The sequence below is a fragment of the Neorhizobium sp. JUb45 genome (assembly GCF_004343585.1).
Taxonomy (GTDB): Bacteria; Pseudomonadota; Alphaproteobacteria; order Rhizobiales; family Rhizobiaceae; genus Neorhizobium.
In genome coordinates, this window is record NZ_SLYW01000001.1 from 1,097,925 (window position 1) to 1,119,851 (window position 21,927).

A 21,927-nucleotide genomic window follows, 5' to 3' on the forward strand; every position below is an offset into this window, starting at 1 on the left:
GAAAATGCCGCGCAGGGAAACCTTTGCGCGGCGTCTTGCGTTTCAGGCCTTGGGTGGAACAACACCCTTGGTGAGAATAAAGCAGCCGTAAAAACGGGTTTCCCCGGTCGCGATGACGCAATAGGCCTGTTTGGCCTTTTCGTAGAATGCGAAGCGCTCGATGCCGTACATCGGTGCTGAGTGACCTTCCGCCGCATCGATTTGCGACTGAACTTCGCGCTGGATCTCCGGGATGGTGTCGGGTTCGCCGATCACCTCCATGCGCCCGACCGATGGCTGCAACGGAGTGTCGAGCGGCAGGACCGACAGGATGGCCTGCATGGCGCGTTCGGCCGAAACATTGTCGATCCGCAGCAGGCGCCCCAGCGTCGTTTGCCGTGCGATCGAATCGGATGGAAAATTGGTATCGGCCAGTACGAGTGCGTCGCCATGGCCCATGGATCTGAGAGCATGAAGGACGTCGGCATTGAGCGCGGGGTCCAGGTTTTTCAGCATGATCTTCCTCCTTGATCATAAGGAGAACCGTGGTGACATACTTGCCGCCGACTGAGAAGCTACGGGTATCCAAGGCGATTTGAAAAAATCAAAAAAATCGCAAAACATCGATAGGTCAGCATTGCTGACCTGTCGGAACTTCTGTAAAGCTAAAGCCAACAAAATTGAAATAAGAGGAAACATCCCGTGCTTGATTGGGAACATATCTTCGCCACGCGTTCCGGCCGCATGAAGGCTTCGGAAATCCGCGAGCTTTTGAAATTGCTGGAACAGCCGGACATCATCTCGTTTGCCGGCGGCATTCCGGATCCGGCGCTGTTTCCGGCGGAAGAATTCAAGGCGGCCTATGCCGATATCTTTTCCGGTGCGCAGGTGAATTCGGCGCTGCAATATTCGGTGAGCGAAGGCTACAAGCCGCTGCGCGACTGGATTGTTGCGGACATGGCCAAGATCGGCATCGACTGTTCGGCCGACAACGTGTTCATCACCTCCGGCTCGCAGCAGGCGCTCGACTATTTCGGCAAGCTGTTTCTGTCGCCGAACGATACGGCGCTGGTCACATGGCCGACCTATCTTGGCGCGCTTTCGGCCTTTAATGCCTATGAACCGCATTACGATCAGCTGTCTCTCAACGGCAACCGCACGCCGGCAGCTTATCGCGAGACGGCATCCAAGGCTGGCGGCGCGGTGAAGTTCGCCTATCTCTCGGCCGACTTCTCAAACCCCACAGGTGAGACGATCGACCTTGCCGGCCGTGAAAAGCTGCTGGCGCTGGCCGACGAACTGGATATCGCCATCCTCGAAGACGCGGCCTATCAGAACCTGCGTTTCGACGGTGAAGCCATCGCGCCGATCCTGGCGCTCGACATTGCGCGCAGCGGCGGCATTGAAAACACCCGCACCATCTATAGCGGCAGTTTTTCGAAAACGCTGGCGCCGGGTCTGCGCGTCGGTTTCGTCGTCGCTGCCATGCCGGTCATCCGCAAGCTGGTTCTGATGAAACAGGCGGCCGACCTGCATTCCTCGACGATCAACCAGATCGCCGTCGAACATGTCGCCTCGCGCGGTTTCGCCGAGCAGGTCGCCAAGATCAAGCGTGTCTACAGTGGTCGTCGCGACGCCATGCTGGCGGCGCTCGAAAAATACATGCCCAAGAACACCAGCTGGACGAAGCCGGAAGGCGGCATGTTCGTCTGGGTGACGTTGCCGGAGGGCATGGACGGCGCCGAGCTGCTGGCGAAATCGCTGGCAACCGAAAAGGTGGCCTTCGTGCCGGGCAAGGCGTTTTTTGCCGATGGCAGCAATGCAAACACGCTGCGCGTCTCGTTCTCCTGCGCCAATGACCAGATGATCGACGAGGGCATCAAGCGCCTTGGCCGTCTGGTTGCCAATGCCTCGGTGACCGATCACGAAAGCCTGCCGATCATCTGATCGACGATCACGATAGATGTCGAGAAAGGGCGGATCCACAGGCGATTCGCCCTTTTTTCGTAACTGTTGCCGTCCGCGGCAAACACTGTCACATGAGTGTCGTTGAATGTGTGTTTAAGCGCGTCAGCTCAAACAGGATGACCCTCATGAAAAAGCTTCTGTCCACCTTTACGGCGCTCGTGGCGCTCGGCTTCGCAGGCGTCGTCAACGCTGCCGATCTGGTGGTCTATACCAGCCAGCCGAATGCCGACGCACAGGCAACCATTGATGGCTTCAAGGCTGCCAATCCGGGCGTCGATGTCGAATGGGTCCGCGACGGAACCCCGCAGATCATGGCAAAGCTGAACGCCGAACTTGCTGCCGGCAACCCGGTTGCCGACGTTCTGCTGATCGCCGACACGGTCACCTTCGAGCGGATGAAGGCTGCCGGCCAGCTGCTCGCCTACAAGTCGCCGGAAGCCAAGAATTTCGATGCCTCGCTTTATGACGCTGACGGCTTCTATTATTCGACCAAGCTGATCACCACCGGCATCATGTACAACACGCAGGCTGCCATGAAGCCGGAAAGCTGGGCCGATCTTGCCAAGCCGGAAGCCAAGGGCCTCGTCACCATGCCGAGCCCGGTTGCTTCGGGTGCTGCTCTCATCCACGCCCAGACACTTGCCGGTGTCGAAGGTCTCGGCTGGGACTACTACAAGGACCTCAAGGCCAACGGCGCTGTTGCAGCCGGCGGTAACGGCGGCGTGCTGAAGGCAGTCGCTTCTGGCGAAAAGGCTTACGGCGTCGTCGTCGATTATATGCCGATCCGCGAGAAGGCCAAGGGCGCGCCGGTCGAGTTCGTTTTCCCGAAGGAAGGCGTTTCCGCCGTCACCGAGCCGGCGGCAATCCTGTCCTCGACCAAACATCAGGACAACGCCAAAAAGTTCATGGACTATCTGCTGTCGGAAAACGGCCAGAAGATTGCCGCCGGTCTCGGCTATATCCCGGCCCGTAACGGCATCGACCTGCCGGCCGGTTACCCGGCACGCGACAAGATCAAGGTCCTGCCGCTCAATGCTGCCGATGCGCTCAAGAATTCGGAAAAGGACGTAAAAACCTTCTCCGATATCTTTGGCACCAAGGGCTGATATAAAGCCTGATGTTCCGATCTCAGAATCGAGGAAACAGCCAGCCCCGCTGGCTGTTTTCCTTTGTCGTCATGGTGATCTTCTTCCTCAGCGTTTTGCCGCTGGGAAGACTGGCCATGACCGGCATTTCATCTGCCTTCGATGGCGGTGCACGTGAACTCCTGTCCGATCCGGCCGTGTGGCAGGCGGTGTATGACACGCTCACCACGTCCTTCCTCGGCATGATTGCGGCCGTCATCCTCGGTGGTGGTTTTGCGCTGCTGCTGACGCTGTTCGATGTGCGCGGCAAAACCGCCCTCGGTTTTCTCTTCATGCTGCCGACGATGATCCCGCCGCAGGTGACGGCGCTTGCCTGGATCGGCATGACCGGACCTTCGAGTGCGCTTCTGAAAGCGATCGGTATGGCGCCAGCGCTCGGCAGCCCGCAGCCGCTTTATTCGATCGGCGGCATCGCGCTTCTCTATGGCGTGCAGAACGCGCCGCTCGTTTTCCTGTCGTTGCGCGCCGGCCTGCTGGCGTTGCCGCGTGACGGTGTGGAGGCCGCAAGGCTGTCCGGCGCTTCGTCCTGGCAGGTTCTGAAGGATGTCATTCTGCCTTTGTCTCTGCCGGGCTTCGTGGCGGGCGCGGCAATTGCCTTCGTGTCCTGCGTCGGCAATTTTGGCATTCCCGCCATTCTCGGCATTCCGGCATCGATCTACACGCTGCCGACGCTGATCTACTCGAAATTCGCGGCCTTCGGACCGGGCACATTCGGCGACGTGTCGCTGCTTTCCGGCCTGATCGCCATTCTGTCGGTGATCGGCCTGACGGTCGAGGAGCGGGTGTTGCGTGGCCGCGATTACCGCGTCATCGGGCTTTCGGGGCAGGTGGCGATGTTCCGTCTCGGCAACTGGCGGCTGCTGGGCGAACTGGTTCTGTGGCTGCTGATCTTCATCATGCTAGTCATGCCGCTGACGGCATTGATCGCAAGCTCGCTGGCGCCGGCCTATGGTGTGCCGCTGACGCCGGCCACCGCGACGCTCGACGCCTATCGCGAAGTTCTGTTCAAACAGGCGATCACCCGTACGGCCTTCGTCAATTCGGTGTTCCTGTCGCTGGCAACGGCGGTCGGCCTTCTCGTGGTGACGGTCCTGACGGGCTATTATCTCGTGCGCTCGAAAAGCCGACTGGCGCCTGTTCTATCGGCGCTGGCGGAAATTCCCTATGCGCTGCCGGGTATCGTTCTGGCCGTAGCGCTGATCCTGGTTTTCGCCGCACCGATCCCGATCATCGGCATTTCCATCTACGGCACGATCTGGATCATCCTGATCGCTTACTTCTCGAGCTTCTTCGCGGTCAGCCTGAAACCGGTGGTGAGTGCCTTCCGTCAGCTCGATCCATCACTGGAAGAGGCGGCTCGCCTTTCCGGTGCCGGTTTCGGGCGGCGACTGATCGATATCGTCGTGCCGCTGGTGGCACCGGCGGCGGGTGCGTCGGTCATTCTCGTCTTTCTCATTGCCTGCAACGAGCTCACCGTGTCTGCCATTCTCTGGTCGGCCGGCACGCAGACGCTCGGCGTGGCGATTTACAATCTCGATGATAGCGGCAGTTTCAACCTCGCTGCAGCGCTTTCCGTCCTCGTTGTGATCATGGTGATTGCGATGATGCTGGTGCTGGAACTGATGGCCAAGAAACTTCCGAAAGGTGTGGTACCGTGGCGAAGCTGATCCTCAACCGCCTTTCCAAGGCATTCGAAACCGGCGGCCGTCCGGCCGTCAACGACGTGTCGCTGGAGGTCCGTGATGGCGGTTTTCTGGCTTTGCTCGGCCCATCCGGCTGCGGCAAGACCACGGTGTTGCGCATGATCGCCGGCTTCGAGCAACCCACCGATGGTGCGATCCTTCTGGGTGACCGGGTGCTCGCCGATGCCGGCGAGATGGTGGCGCCGGAACATCGCAACATGGCGATGGTGTTCCAGTCCTACGCATTGTGGCCGCACATGAGCGTGGCGGACAATGTCGGATATCCGCTCAAGGTGCGTGGCATTTCAGGCAACAAGAAAAAAGCCAAGGTGCGCGAGGCGCTCAACGCCGTGCGGCTCGAAGCCTATGCCGATCGTCGTCCGGCCGATCTGTCCGGCGGCCAGCGGCAGCGCGTCGCACTTGCGCGCTGCCTTGTCACCGAACCGGATGTGGTTCTGCTCGACGAACCGCTTGCCAATCTCGACCGGCATCTGCGCCAGGAGATGGAAGAGACTTTTCGCGAGTTCCATGCGCGTTCGGGCGCGACGATGATCTACGTCACCCACGATCAGGCCGAAGCCATGGCGCTTGCGACCGACGTGGCGGTGATGTCGGAAGGCAAGCTGCTGCAGGTGGCAAGCCCTCAGGAAATCTACGCGCGGCCGGAAGGGCGCCTGGTCGGCGGGCTGGTCGGGCAGGGCGCAATACTGAAATGGCCGGCGGCATCCGCGAAAAACCGGTTGCTCGACTGGGAGAATTTGCAGCAACTACTGAGCAGTTCGGATTCCGCCGAATGCGCCGACATCCTCGTGCGTCCGCAGGATGTCGAGATCAGCGGTGAAGGCATGCCCGCGACCGTCACATCGGTGCTGTTCGAAGGAGAACGTTACGCGCTGAAGCTGACGCTCGGCGACGAGCAGATATTGCGGGCCTTCAGCCGGCAGCCGGTGCAGGTGGGCGACAAGGTCTCCATCATCCTGCGATCCGCCTGGAGGCTCTGACAGGTAGCCAGCCACATTTCAGGTGGCTAAGGTGCCGACTGCAATAGGGAAATATCGATGTCTCTTCGCCTCGGCACCTTCAATATCGAAAACCTGATGACACGCTTCGATTTCACAGGCTGGCGTAACCGGCTGCGTCAGGACCGCGTGTTGCAACTGTTCGAGGTTGGCAGCAAGGAAGTTTACGAACAACTTGAACAGGCGCGGCTGATTGCCGAGACCGACGATACCCGTCAGCTTTCGGCGCTTGCCATCGCCGATGCAGATGCCGACATCCTCTGCCTGCAGGAGGTCGACAACATGCCGGCCCTGCAGGCGTTCGAATACGGTTATCTCTACCGTATGGTCGGCAACGGTTATCTCCAGAAGTTTCTGGTCGAGGGCAATGACGGGCGCGGCATCGATGTTGCCGTGCTGATGCGCGAGGAGACGCGTTCGGGTCAGAAGATCGAGGTCGTCGATGTGCGCAGCCACGCCATGCTGACCTATCAGGATCTCGATCTCTTCAACGATGAACTGGCGCTGATCAACAAACCAACCGACAAGATTTTCAAACGTGACTGCCTGGAACTGGAGCTGAAAATCGGGGGCAAGCCGTTTTCGCTCTACGTCGTTCACTTCAAATCGATGGGCAATGCCCGCGATAACAGGGATGGTCGGCTGGGGACGATGGCAGTCCGCGCCGCCGAGGCGAAGGCAGTTCGTCTCATTATCGAAAAGCATTTGGGCAAAGACGGCGCGCGCACCGGCAACTTCGCCATTTGCGGCGACATGAACGATTATCAGGAGCGTGTGAAAGTCATCGGCACCCGTCGCAGCGGCTATCAGTTCGAGCCGGTGCGCGAGGAGGTGAGTGCGCTCGATGTGTTCAGTCACGACGGATTCGCCGAAAATGTCATGTCACGGCGTGACGTCATGGACCGCTGGACGCTCTACCATGCGCGTGGGCCACAGGAGCAGCATCTCTGCCAGCTGGACTATATCTGGCTGTCATCGGCGCTCGCTGCCGCCAATCCATCCGCCGTGCCCGACATTATCCGAAATGGCCAGCCGTTTCGCACCGTGTTTCCACCGGGGCAGGAGGTCGAGCGCTTTCCGCGCGTCGGCTGGGACCGGCCAAAAGCCTCCGATCATTGCCCCGTAGTTCTGGAGTTCGACCTGATATGACGATCAAGCCCGACGGCATCTGGCCGCCGCCCGCCAATCCTGTCCGGATCGATGCGGTCGAACTGCACATGGCTGAGGGACCGCATCCCGTTTTCACGGCGAACCGGCAGGCGATCGAGGAAAACTGGCAGGTGGAGGCCGCAGCCAATCCCTACCTCTTCAACGGCGACATGGTCTTGCAACGACATCTGGCCTTCGACGATGGCGTGATCCGGGGTGTCGCGCATGTGATCCCCTATTCGACACTGCTCTGGTGGCGCAAACAACCTCATCCCGATGGCGCACTGCATCTGTTCGGCTTTGCGGTGCTGGTATCATCCGATGGCGCCATCATCGCCATCCGCATGAGCGAGCGCACGGCCAATCCGGGGCAGGTCTATTGCGCAGCCGGTTCGCTGGACCTTAGCGACATCGTCGATGGCAAGCTCGACCTTGTCGGCAACATGCGCCGCGAGGTGCGCGAGGAAACCAGCCTTGATCTCGATGAGGCACTGGCCGATCGACATTTTTATGCCAGCCATGCCGATAACCGCATCGTCGTTTTCCGCTTCTACCGGTTTTCCGTGACGGCCGACGAGATGGTCGCGCGGATCGAAAACCACATGCTGCACGATAGCGAGCAGGAGATCGAAGGCGTCGTCGTCATTCGATCGGCGGCGCGGGAGCCCCATCGCTATAACCCGCTGATGTACCCGATCCTCGACATGTTTTTCGGCTCTATGGACAATTGAACAAACAGGGTTGCGTCGCGAAAAACGGTGGGGCAGTTTGGCGCCATCGATATCGACAGAGAGGTTCGCTGTGGCTCGCCGCTATGCCATCTACGACGTTTTCACCGAGAAGCGACTTGCGGGAAATCCGCTGGCAGTCATCTTCGATGGCGACGGTCTCTCCGACGAGGCGATGCAGGCGATAGCCAAGGAAATGAACCTCTCCGAAACCGTGTTCGTGCAACTGGCGGACAATCCGGCTCATGCGGCGCGTCTGCGTATCTTTACGCCCGGCAAGGAACTGCCGTTTGCGGGCCACCCGACGGTTGGCAGCGCAGTCGCTTTGACCGAGCTTGAGCGTGGAACGAATGCCGGCGACGTCGATCTCGTCTGCATGATCGAGGAAAAAATCGGGCCGGTTCGCTGCGCGGTGAGGCTGCGCAAGGGGGCGGTCGGTTTTGCCGAGTTCGACCTGCCGCGCAAACCGAGCCGGATCGAGCTGCCGCTCGATCTTCAGGGGCTTGCCGATGCGCTCAGTGTGCAGGTGAGCGAGCTGGCCTTTGAAAACCATGTGCCTTCCATCTGGAGCGCCGGTGTGCCGTTCCTGATGTTGCCGCTGCGCAATATCGCTGCCGTGCAGAACATGGAATTCGACGTCACGCTTTGGGAAAAGGCGGCGCCTTTCGTGGAAGGGGCGCTGGCGTCTGCCTATGTCTATTGTCGCGGCGGCACGCATCATCAGGCCAAATTTCACGCCCGGATGTTTTCACCCGATATGGGAATAGCCGAGGATCCGGCAACCGGTGGCGCCGTGGCTGCTCTGGCCGGTGCGATCCGCCATTTCGATGCGCTGCCGGATGGTCATCACCCCGTTTTGATCGAACAGGGTGTAGAGATGGGCCGCCCTTCCTACATTTACCTGCATATCGACGTCAAAGATGGTGAGATCGGCCGTGCCCGTATCGGCGGACACGCGGTGAAGGTCGCTGAAGGCTCGTTGATCCTCTGAACAGGTACCGTCGACAGCTTCCGATTCGTAATGGGACACGTTTTCAACTTTTAGTGTAAGTGTTTGCGAAAACTTCGTAAAAATATTTGAGCGAATTGGGAACAAAGCCATGTCCCAGCCGTTTTGAGGCGTTCGACGGAGACGCGGAAAAATGACGACGGCAATTGTTGAGGTGGCGGTGAAAAACGGTGACAAGCGGATCGCGCTTGGCATCATGGATATCGTTCATGCGACTGTATCCGAGCACGGCAGCCTCGAATTTTCCAATCCATGTCGAGAGAACCGTGTCGGGGCGAGCGACCTGCCGCCTTTTATCGGGCGCGGCCGGTTCGTGCCTCTTTTCGACCGGAACTGAGATTCCCATCTAGCTGGAAAAGAAAACGCCGGCGGGTTTTATTCCGCCGAGCATGGTTTCGGCGTGAGGAGCGTCGGCGCCGGTTACAAACCTCGAATATGCGTAGGCATGACTTAGGAGTTGAAATGATCAGAAGCGAAAAGAGGCGAAGCGAGGAGCCTCTGGATTCGAATGATCTGCTGCGATGCCAGCAGGTATTCGAGGAGCTGAAGCGAGATTTTGGTGATGTCGAGGATGCCGAGGAGGTCAATCGACTGGCTGCCATTACCATAGAGCTCTATCGACAAGGCGTGCGCCGCAAGGACCAGCTGCGCACCATGGTGGCCGCCGCCCGCGGGCGCTGAGCCGGCCTGAAGTACGCGTTTGTTGCCAACATTTTTATCGTCATTCAGCAGCCGGTGAACCTCTCCACCGGCTGCTTGCGGTTCGGGCATGGCGCCTTATAACGGTTGGCGGGAAAACATGGTCCTTGCGACCGGGAGGAGAATGAATGCCGCTGCCGAAGATTTTCGAGAGCCTGCGACTGCCAGCCATTGCCGCGCCGATGTTTCTGGCGTCCGGGCCAGATCTCGTCGTTGAAGTCTGCCGTTCCGGTCTGGTCGGCACGTTTCCGGCATTGAACCAGCGCACGACCGAAGGGTTTGTCGAGTGGCTCACCGAGATCAAGTCCCGACTTTCAGCGGTTCCGAATGCGGCACCCTATGGCGTCAACCTGATCGTTCACCGCTCCAATCCGCGGCTGGAACCGGATCTCCAGAAAATCGTCGAACACAAGGTACCACTGATCATCACCTCGCTCGGCGCCGTGCCCGATGTCGTCAAAGCCGTGCACTCCTATGGGGGCCTTGTCTTTCACGACGTCATCAGCCGTCGCCACGCGGAAAAGGCTGCTGAGGCCGGTGTGGATGGCATCATTGCCGTCACGGCAGGCGCTGGTGGTCACGCCGGTACACTCAGCCCGTTTGCGCTGATCCCGGAAATTCGTTCCTTCTTCGATGGCACGATCCTTCTGTCCGGCGCCACCAGCACCGGTGCGCAGATCGCGGCTGCACGCGTGATGGGAGCCGACATGGCCTATCTCGGCACGCGTTTTCTGGCGACGAAGGAAGCGACGATCAGCGAGGAACAGAAACGCATGACGGTGGATGCAAAGGCCGCCGACATCTTTTACACGCCGGCCATTTCAGGTGTTGCTGCAAACTTCCTGCGGCCAAGCCTTGTCGCGGCCGGGCTTGATCCCGACAATCTCGTCAACCATGGCGCAATGGATCTCGGCAATGAGGCGAAGGCCTGGAAGACCGTGTGGTCGGCCGGGCAGGGCGTTGCCTCGCTCAAGGATGTGCCGGGTGCCGCAGAACTCTGCGAGCGGCTGATCGCGGAATACGCGCAGGCGATGGCGCAGGCGGGCGCTGATCCGTTCGCGGCGAAGGCGACCTCTATCTGATGCCGTTTCAGCGGATGAGGATGGCGCGGAAATCGTTGACATTGGTGCCGCTCGGGCCGGTCACGAAAAGGTCGTCGATCGCGTCAAAGGCGGAATAGCTGTCATTGCCGTCGAGCAGTTTTCTCGGGTCGAGGTTTTCGGCCCGAAGGCGGCGGATTGTCGTGCCGTCGCAGAAAGCGCCGGCATTGCTTTCCGAGCCGTCGACGCCGTCGGTATCGGCTGCCAGCACGTCGATATCGAAACCGTCGATGGCGAGCGCCATGGCAAGCGCAAATTCGCCGTTGCGTCCGCCGCGACCGCCCTTGCTTCGAAGCGTGACAGTGGTTTCTCCGCCCGATAGCAGCACGACCGGCTTGGTGAAGGGGCGGTCACGTGTGGCGATCTCACGCGAGATTGCGGCATGCACCTGGGCGACGTCTCGTGCTTCACCTTCCATCTCATCGGACAGGATGGCGGCTTCGATGCCTTCGTTTCTCGCAGCAGCGGCCGCAGCCTCCAGCGACACCGCTGCCGAGGCAACGATGTGGTGGCTGTGATCGGCAAAGACCGGATCATCCGGGTGCGGTGCATCTGCCCGCTCCGAGTTGAGATGATCAAGTGCTGCCTGTGGCAGGGCGAGCCTGTACTGGCGGACGATATCGAGTGCGTCGTGGCGGGTTGAGCTGTCCGGCACCGTCGGGCCGGAGGCGACATGGGCCGGGTTATCGCCGGGAATGTCGGAGACGATGAGGCTGACGACGCGGGCACGTGTTGCGGCTGCCAGCCGGCCGCCCTTGATGGTCGACAGATGTTTGCGCACGACATTCATGGCAGCGATCGGCGCGCCTGAGGCAAGCAGCATTTCATTGAGAGCGATCTCGTCGTCAAGTGTCAGGCCTTCCGGGGGTGCCGGCAACAGCGCCGAGCCGCCGCCGCAGATCAGCGCGATCACGAGATCATCAGGCGTGAGGCCGGAAATCGTCTCGACCAGGCGCTTTGATGCGGCAAGCCCGGCAGCGTCAGGCACGGGGTGGGCGGCTTCGATCACCTCGATCTTCTCGGTTTCACAGCCATAACCGTAACGCGTCACCACGACGCCGGAGAGCGGCTCTTGCCACAGCGTTTCCAGCGCCTGCGCCATCTGCGCCGCACCCTTGCCTGCTCCGATCACCACGGTTCGGTCCTTGGGCTTTTGCGGCAGGTGCGCGCGAATGCCTTCAAGCGGATCGGCGGCGCGCACGGCGGCATCAAACAGCGAGGCGAGGAAAGCGCGGGGTTCGAACATGGCGGTCTCCGTGTGTGTTCTGTCAGCTTTCCTGTCACGAAAATCAGGCTGCCGAAAGACGTATTTCGATGATCCGTTTATCCGCGGCTTTCTGCATAACAGTCGGCGATGGCGCTGCTGGCTGCGCCAAGATCGACCTTGTGTCCCGCCATGATCAAGGCCATGCCATAGGCCGAAACCGCACCCAGCACGACGTCGAAGCGGGCAAGTTGGCCGGTATGGGTGAGCCGGACGAGCTTTTCCGCACCCGGACCTACGCCGGTTGCAAGCGGCTGGCCGAGATGTGCGACGCTGGTTATCAACGTTTCCGGTGAAAGGCCGTCGGGCACTTCCACAGCCGTCACGAGATTGGAAGCGGTATCCGCTGCCGCCCAAGCGGGCGCCCCCAGCGCGGCAAGTCCCGCGCGGGTCGCTTTGGCGGCGAGCGTGTGCCGGGCGATCACGGCATCCATCCCCTCGGCCTCCACGCGATCCAGTGCGGCGTCCAGCGCATGCCATTCCAGATTGACGGTGGTGCCGGCAAGCGGGCCGCGACCATTGTCGATCCAGAGTTTTAGATCCGACAGTGACAGGATGGAATTGACCGGTCCTTGCGGCTTCTCAATCCGCTCCCATGCGGCGGGGCTGATGGACAGGGCGGAAAGGCCAGCCGGACCCGCCAGCGCCTTCTGCGGGCCGATGACGGCGATATCGATGCCGAGGGTATCGACGTCGAGATCATGGCCGCCGACCGATGCAACGGCATCGACTATGGTGATGAGGCCGTGCGCTCGGGCCATAGCCATGATGTCCGCCAGCGGGTTGCAGATGCCGCTTGCCGATTCCGCATGCACCAGCGACAGCACGCTGGCATCCGGGTGTGCCGCCATGGCGGCTGCGACGGCGTCGATGCCGATGGCACGGGCGGCCATCGCGGTGACATCGATGACCTCGCCACCTGCGCGTCGCATCCATTCGCCGAACCACTGCCCATAGGGGCTGGTGACGATGTTGATCGCCTTCACGCCGGGGCGCATGATGCTCGTGGCGGCGGCCTCAAGTGCGACTACGGCCTCGGCCTGTACCATCACCAAGTCATTGCGGGTGTTCATGAGGGCGGCAAGGCGGTCGGCGATCACGGCATAACGATTTCCGGGGAAGGCCGGTATGTCGAGAAAGGGGCTCCAGCGGTCAAGGCTCATGGGTCGGTTCACTTTTCTGCATCGTGTTTGTCGGGCGTCCGCCGGGTGTCAGGCGCGGTACCGCCGCAATCAGCGCGCGGCCGGCCGCCGACGATGGATGGTTGATGATATCAGTCGTATTTCCGGTTTCGACGATCCTGCCGGCATCCATGATCGCAAGCCGGTGAGACACGGCGCGCAGAACGGCGAGATCATGCGAGATGAACAGATAGGAGATGCCGTTTTCGCGCTGCAACTCGACCAGCAGTTCAAGAATGCGGTTGCGCAATTGCACGTCGAGGGCCGACACGGCCTCATCGAGCACGACAAGCGACGGTCGGGAGGCGATGGCGCGGGCGATGGCCACTCGCTGGCGCTGGCCACCGGAGAGTTCGCGCACCGGCCGCGTGGCATGGGCCGATGACAGGCCGACGCGTTCCAGAAGTCGGGCAATTTCGGAAGAACGTTCAGCTTTTGCGACGATGCCATGGATGCGAAGCGGATCGCCGAGTGCGTCGTTGACGGTGGCGCTTGGGTGGAAGGCGCCGAGTATGTCCTGAAACACCATCTGTATGCGGCCGCGGCGGTGGCGCAGGTCGCTGCCCTTGAGAGAAAGCCAGTCGCTGCCCTCAAAGGTTATCCCGCCCGCATCCGGTTCGATCAGGCGTAGCAGCAGCCGGGCCAGCGTGGATTTACCGCTTCCCGATGCACCGGCAATGCCGAGCGTTTCGCCAGTGCCGAGAGAAAATGACAGGCCATCGACGGCGGCGACATCTCGCTCAGCCGACACAAAACGTTTTCTCAAGTTCTCGACGGAGAGCAGGGTCTTCATCGGCGCTGCCCGCCGATCAAGGGGGCAGATGTGAGGTCGAAATGTCCCGCCAGCAGGTTCCGCGTGTCGTCGCTTTTCGGATCGGCCAGGATGTCGGACACCGGTCCGATCTCGACAAGTCGGCCATCCTTCAAGACGGCGATACGGTCGGCGAGATTGGAGGCGAGTGCGATATCGTGCGTGACGAAAATGAGCGTCATCGCCGCCTCGCTGACAAGGCGATCCAGCAGGGCGGTAATCTCCGCCTGAACGACGGTGTCGAGCGCGCTGGTCGCCTCATCGGCAATCAGGATCGACGGGCGGCTGGCGATCGCGGCGGCAATGGCGACACGCTGGCGCTGGCCGCCGGAGAGCTGGCGCGGATAGGCGCGCATGACTGCTGACGGGTTGGGTATACGAACATGATCCAGCAGCATTTCTGCATGCGCATAGGCTGCCTTCCAGCTCATACCGAGATGTCTTTTCGCCCCCTCCGCCACCTGTTCGCCGATGCGCAGGACTGGGTTGAGGCTGGCCGACGAATCCTGAAAGACGAAGCCGATATCGCGGCCGGGCCGCGGTGCCCGTTCGGACGACCATTGAATGTCGCCATCCCTGACTGCGTTGTCCGGCAATAGGCCCGCGAGTGCGCGTGCAAACGTGCTTTTGCCCGATCCGCTTTCGCCGACGATGGCAAGGCGTTCACCGCCGATGAGGTCAAGCGAGACGTGGGTGAGAGCTGTGTTGTGACGGTAGCGAACCGACAGATCGGTGATACGGCAGAGCGGTTCGGTCATGGGGCCGCTCCGTTCCGCAGTTTGCCTTGCATTGCCGGACCGTCGCCGGCCAGCGCTTTCGCCAGACCTTCGCTGAGCAGGTATACGCCGACGACCGTGATGATCAGGGCAAGGCCGGGCAGGATCGAAAGCCACGGCGAGGAGCGCAGGACATTGCGGCCCTCGGCGATCATCGAACCCCAGGTGACGCTGTTCGGATCCCCAAGGCCGAGGAAGGAAAGGGCAGCTTCGGTGAGAATGGCGGCAGCGACCAGTGTCGCCGATATCGCCAGAACCGGTGGCAGGGCTTGAGGCAGGATCTGTCTCACCGCGATCTCGGCGGGATGCATGCCGATCACCTTTGCCGCGGCCACGTAATCGCGCTCGCGCAGCGACAGGACCTGCGCACGCGTGAGCCGTGCCGGATCGGCCCAGGCGCCGAGCGTTATCGCCAGCACCACGACCGGCAGGGAGGCACCCATGACGCTGACAAAGGCAAGCGCCAGAAGAAAGCCGGGCACGATCTGAAATGCATCAACCACCCGCATCAGGACTTCATCGACGATCCCGCTGCAAAAGCCCGCAACAAGGCCGACAAGGAGACCCAGAACAATCGCAGCCAGAGCCGCCGCTGCGCCGACCAGCAGCGAAGTTCGGGCACCATGAACGATGCCGGCAGCCACGTCGCGGCCAAGCCTGTCCGTGCCGAGAGGCAGGGCCGGATCAGTGAACGGGGCCACCAGTGCACGGCCCGCGATGCGCAACGGATCTCCCGGCGAAATGGTGGAGGCCATGATGGCAATGCCGATCATGATTGCTAAAATAATAAAGCCGACAGCACCTTCCGGCGTTTTCATGAGCTTGTGAATCAGGTTCAACTGGAGGCCTCCGAGGCGCCGATCCGTGGATCGAAAGCCGCCTGCACAAGATCGACCAGAAGGTTGACGGTGACGACGAGGACGGCACTGACGAGGATGATCCCCATCAGCAGCGGTGCGTCGCGCCCGGTGACCGCTTCCTGTGCGAGCCGGCCAAAACCCGGAATGGCGAATATGCTTTCAATCACCACGCTGCCGCCAAGCATGGCGGCTGCCTGAAGCCCAAGCATGGTGATGAGTGGCAGGGCGGCATTGCGGGCGACGTGCCGCAAAAGCAACCTGGTGCGGGACAGGCCTTTGGCGCGGGCAAACAGCACAAAGTCCAGCTTCCACGCCTCCACCATTCCGGCGCGCATGACGCGCAGGAAAAGTGCTGTGTAAATGAGTGTCAGTGCGCCGACCGGCAAGATCAGGTGACGGGCGATATCCATCAGACGGTACAGGCCCGTCTTGCCGGACGCGATCGTTTCAATGCCGGATGTCGGCAGCCAGCGAAGCTGTACGGCAAACAGCAGGCTCAGCAACAATCCAAGCCAAAAACTCGGGATCGCGTAAAGGATGAGGGAAATTGTCGAAAGCATTATGTCTTTTATGCTTTCCGGCTTTGCGCCAGCGATTATCCCCAGCGTCGAGCCCAGCGCGAAGGACAGGGCGGTCGCGCTGCCCATCAATGCCAGAGTGTTGGGCAGGCGCTCTGCAATCAGATCAATGACGGGGCGTTCGAAAGCGGTCGACCAGCCGAGATCGAGGCGGGCAAGCGCGGTCAGATAAAGCCACAGTCGGGCGGTCAGGGATTGATCGAGGCCATAGGCCTGGCGCAGGCTGGCAGCGACGCCAGCGTCGCCACCGCCGATGGACAGGAGATAGGCATCGACCGCATCGCCCGGCGCCGTTTCCAGCAGCAGAAACGTCAGAATGATGACGATCAGCAGGGCGGGAATACTAGTCAGCAGACGTCGACGGATCAGGCGCAGGGATCTGTTCACGGCAAGACACGCTCCCGCTTCTGCGCCCCGTCGGTGCTTGTCGAGGTCACGGCTGTAGCGCCGTGGTCGCCCAGTTGGAGACCGCCCAGCGCGGATTGTCGGCGATATTCAAAACCCGGTCGCTGGCGACGCTGATGAAACCCCATTCTGCGACGTTGATCAGCGGCAGATCGGTGGCAACGATCTTCTGGAACTCGTTATAGAGTTTTGTCCGTTCGCCGCTGTCGATGGTTGTTGCTGCCTTGGCGATGATGGCGTCCAGTGCCGAGTTGGCATAACCGCCCTGGTTGGAAAAAGGCACGCCGGCCGGTGTGCCGGATTGAACGAGGATGGTCGTCGAGATGGCCGGGTCGCCGCGGAAAACCGGTGGCGCGACGGCGAGATCAAAGTCGTGGTCGGTGTAAACGGCCTTCTGGTGTGCGGCAGAATCGGCGTTGACGATCTGTGCGTCGATGCCGACTGCGGCCAGTGCCTGCCGCAGATAATCGCCGAACTGTCGGGTTTCATTGAAATAGGGTGCGGGGCGCAGTTTCAGCGTGAAGCGTATTCCGTCACTGCCGCGCTTGTAGCCGGCCTCATCGAGCAGGGCTTCGGCTTTTTGCGTGTCGAAAGCGTAGCTGGGCACGTCGGCATCGTAAAATTCCGGCGCGTTTTTCGGAACCGGCCCTGTCGAGGCCGATGCATATCCGAGGAAAATCGTGTCGACGACAAAGTTCCTGTCGATAGCGTGGGCGATCGCCTGGCGCACTTTCGGATCGGCAAGCTCCTTGCGGCGATGATTGATCTCGACCACCAACTGATAGGTGAGCGCTTCATAGCCACGCGACACGATCTTGAGACCCGGCACTTTGGAAATCCGGTCCAGATCGGCGAGCGGCACGGCGGAAAAGGCCGCCAGCTGGATTTCCTCGGCCTCCAGCGCTGCACCGGCGCCGGCGCGATCCGGCAATACTCGGAAGATGATCTCGTCCAGGGAGGGCTGGTCCTTGCCCCAGTATTTCTCGTTGCGGACAAGGCGGTAATATTCACCCGGCTTGTGTTCCGCGAACGTGAAGGGGCCGGTGCCGACCAGTTTCACATTGGCCGGATTGGTGGCGATATCGGTGCCTTCGTAGAGATGTTTTGGAATAACGCTGCTGACGACCGGCAGTGCGTTGCGGATCAGCTGGATCGGTGTCGGTTTCGAAAAACGGAAGACGGCCGTGTGGTCATCCGGCGTATCGACGGCTTCAAGATTGGCGAAAACGATGCGGCCAAGATTTTGCAGCGGCTTCCAGACATTCAGCGCCGAAAATGCCACATCCGCCGAGGTGAAGGGCTTGCCGTCATGCCATGTCACACCTTCGCGCAGCTTGAAGGTGATGCGCAGTCCGTCGCCCGATCCCTCCCAGGCTGTTGCAAGCCGTGGCTGCAGTCCGTCCTTGCCGTCAAACGACGCTTCCGCCAGCGGTTCGATGACCTTGCTGGCGATAAAAAACACACCGTTCGATGCGACGATGGCCGGATTGAGATTTTTGGGCTCAGAGTCTGCCGCAACCACCAATCGTCCACCTGCCGGGGCCTGCTGCGCCGCGAGCAACGCCGGCAAGGCGGTCGAGGCGAGAAGCAGCGACGAAATCTGCAGGATCTGGCGGCGGGAGACGGGTAAAGCGGGCATGGCTATTTCCTGAGCGGCTCTTGGGCACGACGATAACCCAATAATTCATGCCCGGTATCGCTTTTTGAAGCCAAGAAAATCTTTTGATGGATCGCTTCAGAAGATTTCATCCTTCGACCGCCGCATACGGCCTCGATGGATCATGGCGCAATGGTTTATCAAATTGCGCCGGGTTGGCTGATATTGGTACATGTTGATTATCTAATGAAACGACAGGTCAACGTGACGATCATGGTCTGCATTGAAACAGCTGCTCGCATGGCTGTTCTAAAATAAGGGCGGGGCTCACCAAACTCTCTCGAGTAGGGGGTCCGCGAGCCCCTAACCGGCATCATGCCGGCTGCAGTGAGATAGAGAGCATGGTTGCCGATTTCTCAATATCCGGCGGCGTTATCTCCCTGTTAACCTGCTGAGCGGATTAACAATTCGTTAACATCTGTTTCAGGTTGACGCATGCTGTCCTCGATCAGCCAGCCGAACATCCAGGCGTCATATTTCATCTGCCACACCTCCAGTGGTTCACCGGTGGCGTCGGGCTGTCGATCGGGTTTGAGGAGAGGGTGGTCTGAGGCCGCGAGGCCGAGTATGCGCGCATTTAATCCGCGTTCCTGCCAGTCCAGGAGCGTTTCTACAGTCATTCATGATTCCTTTTCGGAATCGTCAACTAGTCGATTTCTGCCATATCGCAACCCTGGAAGTGGATCTGGGCCTGCGGCAAATGGCAAATGCCGGTGACTAACGCGGTTCGGCGTTGAGCGAGAGATAGGTCGGATCGAAGCCGGCTACCGACTGAAGGCGTGGCCAGTCGAGAACGGTAATCGTGTCCTTGGTCCAGGTGATCAGATTTTCACGCCGCAACGCCTGTATCACCCGGTTCATGTGCACGAGCGATATGCCAAGCACATCCGCCATCTCCGACTGCGACAGCGGAAAGTGAAAGGCCCAGCCTTGCGTATGCCCGACGACCTTGAGGCGCAGATAGAGCTCGCAGATCACATGGGCAAGGTGGGAGGTGCGCGACCGGCGGCCCATGGAGACGATCCATTCGCGGTGGATGCCGCCATGGATGAGTGTATCCAGCCAGAGCATGCGCGTCAGGTGCGGCCATTCCTCGGTGATTTTCTTGAGGTCGGGGTAATCGACAAAGGCGACGGTGCAGTTCGACAGTGCCACGATCCCGTGGTCCATGGTTTTGAGCAGGAATGCATGCAGATCGACGAATTCCCCGGCAATATGTATGGCGGTGATCTGGCGTGCGCCTTCCGGCGTCACTTTGTAGCGCGCCGCAAATCCATCCAGCAGCATCGTGCTGGTGTTCGGGCGGGTGCCTTCGGTGACGATGTCTTCGTTGGCAGAAAAACGCTTTTCCCTTCCTGCAATCGATCGCAAAACGTCTTTTTCCGCAGAGGAAAGAGTGTCTCGCTGTTCGAGGTTGAGAAGAAGTGCATCGATCACGGCGTTGTCCCTTGTTCTGGTCGGGGCTTAGAACGCGGATGCCGGGCGATGGTTGCAAATTTTTGCTCGGAACAAATCGCGGCGCCGGTGATTGATTGCGAAATCACAAAGGCTTGCAGCTGATGCCCAGATATTTTTTCGACATTCACAATGGTAACGGCCCGAGTCGTGATGACCACGGGATGGAGCTGCCATCGCAAAAACGTATCATGCATGAAATGAGCCGGATATTGCTGGACATCGCTCGCGATGAATTGCCGGGGCAGGAGCGTGGGGATATCTCCATTTTCGTTCGCGACGACACCGGCAAGGAGCTCTGCGCCACGCATCTCAGTTTTCAAACGGAATGGAAACATCGTCCTGAAGAAGGATGATGGTTTCGCATGCGTCAGTGTTGGTGGAAAATGGAAATATGCAGGCGATGTCATCAAGTCGATACAATCGACTTCTACAAGGCTTTCAATTGCTTGAGAGAGTTTGGTGGGTGATGTAGGGCTCGAACCTACGACCCGCTGATTAAGAGTCAGCTGCTCTACCAACTGAGCTAATCACCCGTCCAATCCGTCCCGGTGTTTGGTGTCACCGGCGGTGTGAGGGGGCTTCTAAAGGGCTTCATTCGGCTTGTCTAGCGGCAGAATGAATTTTCTCGAACTTTTTTGAGAGGCGCTGCCCGAGGGTGTGTAAAAGGCCGGATTACGGCCCTGTGCGCTGAGGATTTCCAAAACGTTGCATCAGAAATGCCGTTTCTGTCTGGGGACCGGAAAGCCTGCTCGATTTTCCGAGCGTGGTCGAGCCTGGCTGCCAGGCGATCGATGCGAACAGGATGACCGTGGCCGCATAGGTGGCTGCGATGAGAAATTTGCGGCTTGAAAACGAGGATGTCGACATGGCCTTTCTCCTTTGCTGCCATAACTGCGCAGCCGCATTGAATGTTCCGCTGCGTAACGGAACGGGTTGGTGACTTTACATCGCCCGCCGCAGCCGCCATCAATCGCGCAGACATGAAGGAGGACGCAATCATGGCAATCGAAAACGACCTTTCCCTTATCCTCGAGCAGGAAATGGTACTTCAGTTCGATCGTTTCGATCTCGCAAGTGCCTGGGACCTGGGAAGCAGATTGCGGCAGATGGCTGCTTCTGCCGGTCATCCGGTTGCGATCGACGTACAGATCAACGGCATGCCGGCCTTTTATGCGGCTCTGCCGGGTTCCGTTCCGGATAATGCCCAGTGGATACGCCGCAAACGCAATGTTGCAGCCCGCTTCGGGCATCCGAGCTATGCGATCGGTCTCGGTCTATCGCTGGAAAACCGCACGCTTACGGACAAATACGGGGTTGATCCTGCGGACTATGCCGCTCATGGCGGCAGTTTTCCGATCGTCGTCCGTGGTGTCGGGGCGATCGGGACGGTGACCGTTTCTGGATTGCCGCAACGGGAGGATCACAAGATGGTTGTCGAAGCGATTGCCGGCATGCTGGGGCTGGATAACCAGGCCGTCAATCTCGACGCCGCGCCGGTTATCGTGTGAGGGAAGAGTTCATGACGCTTGGAAAAGACGCTGCCGAAGAGGTTTTGGCATTCTGGTTCGAGGAGCTTGGCGAAAAGGGCTGGTTTCAGCCGCCTGACGGTCTGGACGACACCATCCGCAATCGCTTTGCCGGGCTGCATCTTGAAATGGCGCGCGGCGATCTGTCTGCATTTCATTCCTCGCCGCGTCACCGGCTGGCTGCGATCATCGTGCTCGATCAGTTTCCGCGAAACATGTATCGCGCCACGCCGCTTGCGTTTTCGACCGATTGGCTTGCATTGCGCGAGGCGCGGCTGATGGTGGATGCAGGGCTTGATCGTGAACTCGACGTTCATTCACGTTGTTTCTCGTATCTGCCTTTCGAACACGCGGAGAGCATCGCTGAACAGGACCGGTGCGTGCAGCTGTTTTCGCACCTCGGCGATGCCAATTATCTCGACTATGCCGAACGGCACCGTGAGGTCATCCGTCAGTTTGGCCGCTTTCCGCATCGCAATGCTTTTGTCGGACGGGAATCGACAAAAGCCGAGCTCGACTATCTGTCGCAGCCCGGCTCCGGTTTTTGATATTCTCTCTGGAACGGCTAGCGCCTGATCGCGCGTCCGACGCCGATCAGGATGCATGCGCCGATAAAGCCGGCGATGAGATAGCCGATCCAGCCGCCCAGCACGATGCCGAAGACGCCGAGGATGGCGTTGGCGATGATGGCGCCGACGATGCCCAGCAGAATATTCATGAACACGCCCATGTCGCTGCGCATGAATTTTTCTGCCAGCCAGCCTGCGATGCCGCCGATGATGATGGCTGCGATCCAGCCGATACCTGCCTGTTCCATGGTGCTTACCCCTGTTGAAATATTGCCGGGGTGAACGCAGCCGTGGCGTCGAGGTTCCAAACTATTCAGCTAAACCCCTCAAAATACAGGATATAGGCGATTGGTTTTTGTCATTC

The 21,927-nt window shown here is 60.0% G+C and carries 25 protein-coding genes and 1 tRNA gene; 12 read left to right on the top strand and 14 right to left on the bottom strand.

Going from position 1 to position 21,927, the window contains the following annotated elements:
- Positions 1 to 42 precede the first annotated feature (42 nt).
- Positions 43 to 495 (bottom strand): RbsD/FucU family protein, encoded by a 453-nt coding sequence (locus EDF70_RS05230; protein WP_132272241.1) that lies wholly within the window; start codon positions 493 to 495, stop codon positions 43 to 45.
- A gap of 186 nt (positions 496 to 681) precedes the next feature.
- Here EDF70_RS05230 and EDF70_RS05235 point away from each other — a divergent pair, with 186 nt between their 5' ends.
- From EDF70_RS05235 to EDF70_RS05270, 8 genes are all read left to right on the top strand, one after another.
- Entirely contained in the window at positions 682 to 1,926 is a 1,245-nt protein-coding gene (locus tag EDF70_RS05235; protein WP_132272242.1) for a PLP-dependent aminotransferase family protein, read from the top strand.
- A gap of 146 nt (positions 1,927 to 2,072) precedes the next feature.
- On the top strand, positions 2,073 to 3,053 hold the full coding sequence (locus EDF70_RS05240; RefSeq protein ID WP_132272243.1) for an ABC transporter substrate-binding protein: 981 nt from the start codon (positions 2,073 to 2,075) through the stop codon (positions 3,051 to 3,053).
- An 11-nt stretch (positions 3,054 to 3,064) separates the two neighbouring features.
- Positions 3,065 to 4,759, top strand: a complete 1,695-nt coding sequence (locus tag EDF70_RS05245) for an iron ABC transporter permease (RefSeq protein WP_132272244.1) — start codon at positions 3,065 to 3,067, stop codon at positions 4,757 to 4,759.
- Positions 4,747 to 5,775: an ABC transporter ATP-binding protein gene (locus EDF70_RS05250; RefSeq protein ID WP_132272245.1), complete on the top strand. Its 1,029-nt coding sequence runs from the start codon at positions 4,747 to 4,749 to the stop codon at positions 5,773 to 5,775. Before EDF70_RS05245 ends, EDF70_RS05250 begins: the two co-directional genes overlap by 13 nt.
- A gap of 57 nt (positions 5,776 to 5,832) precedes the next feature.
- The gene (locus EDF70_RS05255; RefSeq protein WP_132272246.1) at positions 5,833 to 6,942 is read left to right on the top strand and encodes an endonuclease/exonuclease/phosphatase family protein; all 1,110 of its coding nucleotides are present in this window, start codon (positions 5,833 to 5,835) and stop codon (positions 6,940 to 6,942) included.
- Positions 6,939 to 7,673, top strand: coding sequence for an NUDIX hydrolase (locus EDF70_RS05260; RefSeq protein WP_132272247.1), 735 nt, complete (start codon positions 6,939 to 6,941; stop codon positions 7,671 to 7,673). The genes EDF70_RS05255 and EDF70_RS05260 overlap by 4 nt, the downstream gene beginning before the upstream one ends.
- 70 nt (positions 7,674 to 7,743) lie before the next feature.
- Positions 7,744 to 8,661, top strand: a complete 918-nt coding sequence (locus EDF70_RS05265) for a PhzF family phenazine biosynthesis protein (RefSeq protein WP_132272248.1) — start codon at positions 7,744 to 7,746, stop codon at positions 8,659 to 8,661.
- Positions 8,662 to 8,812: 151 nt separating this feature from the next.
- The gene (locus EDF70_RS05270; RefSeq protein WP_132272249.1) at positions 8,813 to 9,016 is read left to right on the top strand and encodes a hypothetical protein; all 204 of its coding nucleotides are present in this window, start codon (positions 8,813 to 8,815) and stop codon (positions 9,014 to 9,016) included.
- Positions 9,017 to 9,129: 113 nt separating this feature from the next.
- On the opposite strand, the gene EDF70_RS30685 is transcribed toward EDF70_RS05270, so the two are convergent.
- The gene (locus EDF70_RS30685; protein WP_165931938.1) at positions 9,130 to 9,450 is read right to left on the bottom strand and encodes a hypothetical protein; all 321 of its coding nucleotides are present in this window, start codon (positions 9,448 to 9,450) and stop codon (positions 9,130 to 9,132) included.
- 56 nt (positions 9,451 to 9,506) lie between these two features.
- Here EDF70_RS30685 and EDF70_RS05280 point away from each other — a divergent pair, with 56 nt between their 5' ends.
- Positions 9,507 to 10,460, top strand: coding sequence for a nitronate monooxygenase (locus EDF70_RS05280; RefSeq protein ID WP_132272251.1), 954 nt, complete (start codon positions 9,507 to 9,509; stop codon positions 10,458 to 10,460).
- A 7-nt stretch (positions 10,461 to 10,467) separates the two neighbouring features.
- On the opposite strand, the gene EDF70_RS05285 is transcribed toward EDF70_RS05280, so the two are convergent.
- The 9 genes from EDF70_RS05285 to EDF70_RS05325 all read right to left on the bottom strand — a co-directional run bounded on the left by EDF70_RS05285 (position 10,468) and on the right by EDF70_RS05325 (position 19,447).
- On the bottom strand, positions 10,468 to 11,724 hold the full coding sequence (locus tag EDF70_RS05285) for a glycerate kinase (protein ID WP_132272252.1): 1,257 nt from the start codon (positions 11,722 to 11,724) through the stop codon (positions 10,468 to 10,470).
- Between the two features lie 77 nt (positions 11,725 to 11,801).
- Positions 11,802 to 12,905 (bottom strand): aminotransferase class V-fold PLP-dependent enzyme, encoded by a 1,104-nt coding sequence (locus EDF70_RS05290; RefSeq protein WP_132272253.1) that lies wholly within the window; start codon positions 12,903 to 12,905, stop codon positions 11,802 to 11,804.
- Positions 12,895 to 13,716 (bottom strand): ATP-binding cassette domain-containing protein, encoded by an 822-nt coding sequence (locus EDF70_RS05295; protein WP_132272254.1) that lies wholly within the window; start codon positions 13,714 to 13,716, stop codon positions 12,895 to 12,897. Before EDF70_RS05295 ends, EDF70_RS05290 begins: the two co-directional genes overlap by 11 nt.
- Entirely contained in the window at positions 13,713 to 14,492 is a 780-nt protein-coding gene (locus EDF70_RS05300; RefSeq protein ID WP_132272255.1) for an ABC transporter ATP-binding protein, read from the bottom strand. The genes EDF70_RS05295 and EDF70_RS05300 overlap by 4 nt, the downstream gene beginning before the upstream one ends.
- Positions 14,489 to 15,349, bottom strand: coding sequence for an ABC transporter permease (locus EDF70_RS05305; RefSeq protein WP_132272256.1), 861 nt, complete (start codon positions 15,347 to 15,349; stop codon positions 14,489 to 14,491). The genes EDF70_RS05300 and EDF70_RS05305 overlap by 4 nt, the downstream gene beginning before the upstream one ends.
- On the bottom strand, positions 15,346 to 16,335 hold the full coding sequence (locus tag EDF70_RS05310) for an ABC transporter permease (protein WP_132272257.1): 990 nt from the start codon (positions 16,333 to 16,335) through the stop codon (positions 15,346 to 15,348). Before EDF70_RS05310 ends, EDF70_RS05305 begins: the two co-directional genes overlap by 4 nt.
- Before the next feature lie 46 nt (positions 16,336 to 16,381).
- Complete coding sequence (locus tag EDF70_RS05315; protein WP_132272258.1) at positions 16,382 to 17,992, bottom strand: ABC transporter substrate-binding protein; 1,611 nt, start codon at positions 17,990 to 17,992, stop codon at positions 16,382 to 16,384.
- 401 nt (positions 17,993 to 18,393) lie between these two features.
- Positions 18,394 to 18,630, bottom strand: a complete 237-nt coding sequence (locus EDF70_RS05320; protein WP_132272259.1) for a CrpP-related protein — start codon at positions 18,628 to 18,630, stop codon at positions 18,394 to 18,396.
- Positions 18,631 to 18,727: 97 nt separating this feature from the next.
- Complete coding sequence (locus EDF70_RS05325; protein WP_132272260.1) at positions 18,728 to 19,447, bottom strand: Crp/Fnr family transcriptional regulator; 720 nt, start codon at positions 19,445 to 19,447, stop codon at positions 18,728 to 18,730.
- A gap of 122 nt (positions 19,448 to 19,569) precedes the next feature.
- On the opposite strand from EDF70_RS05325, the gene EDF70_RS05330 reads away from it, so the two are divergent.
- A complete protein-coding gene (locus tag EDF70_RS05330) occupies positions 19,570 to 19,821 on the top strand; it encodes a hypothetical protein (protein ID WP_132272261.1) in 252 nt (83 codons plus the stop codon).
- Between the two features lie 104 nt (positions 19,822 to 19,925).
- Here EDF70_RS05330 and EDF70_RS05335 read toward each other — a convergent pair.
- Both EDF70_RS05335 and EDF70_RS05340 read right to left on the bottom strand, forming a co-directional pair.
- Positions 19,926 to 20,001: transfer RNA gene (locus EDF70_RS05335), tRNA-Lys, on the bottom strand.
- A gap of 139 nt (positions 20,002 to 20,140) precedes the next feature.
- A complete protein-coding gene (locus EDF70_RS05340) occupies positions 20,141 to 20,335 on the bottom strand; it encodes a hypothetical protein (protein WP_132272262.1) in 195 nt (64 codons plus the stop codon).
- 131 nt (positions 20,336 to 20,466) lie between these two features.
- On the opposite strand from EDF70_RS05340, the gene EDF70_RS05345 reads away from it, so the two are divergent.
- Positions 20,467 to 20,976 carry a heme-degrading domain-containing protein gene (locus EDF70_RS05345; protein ID WP_132272263.1) on the top strand — a complete coding sequence of 170 codons (510 nt, stop codon included), beginning with the start codon at positions 20,467 to 20,469 and terminating at the stop codon, positions 20,974 to 20,976.
- Positions 20,977 to 20,987: 11 nt separating this feature from the next.
- Positions 20,988 to 21,542: a DUF924 family protein gene (locus EDF70_RS05350; RefSeq protein ID WP_132272264.1), complete on the top strand. Its 555-nt coding sequence runs from the start codon at positions 20,988 to 20,990 to the stop codon at positions 21,540 to 21,542.
- A 17-nt stretch (positions 21,543 to 21,559) separates the two neighbouring features.
- On the opposite strand, the gene EDF70_RS05355 is transcribed toward EDF70_RS05350, so the two are convergent.
- Positions 21,560 to 21,811: a GlsB/YeaQ/YmgE family stress response membrane protein gene (locus tag EDF70_RS05355; protein WP_132272265.1), complete on the bottom strand. Its 252-nt coding sequence runs from the start codon at positions 21,809 to 21,811 to the stop codon at positions 21,560 to 21,562.
- Between the last annotated feature and the right edge of the window lie 116 nt (positions 21,812 to 21,927).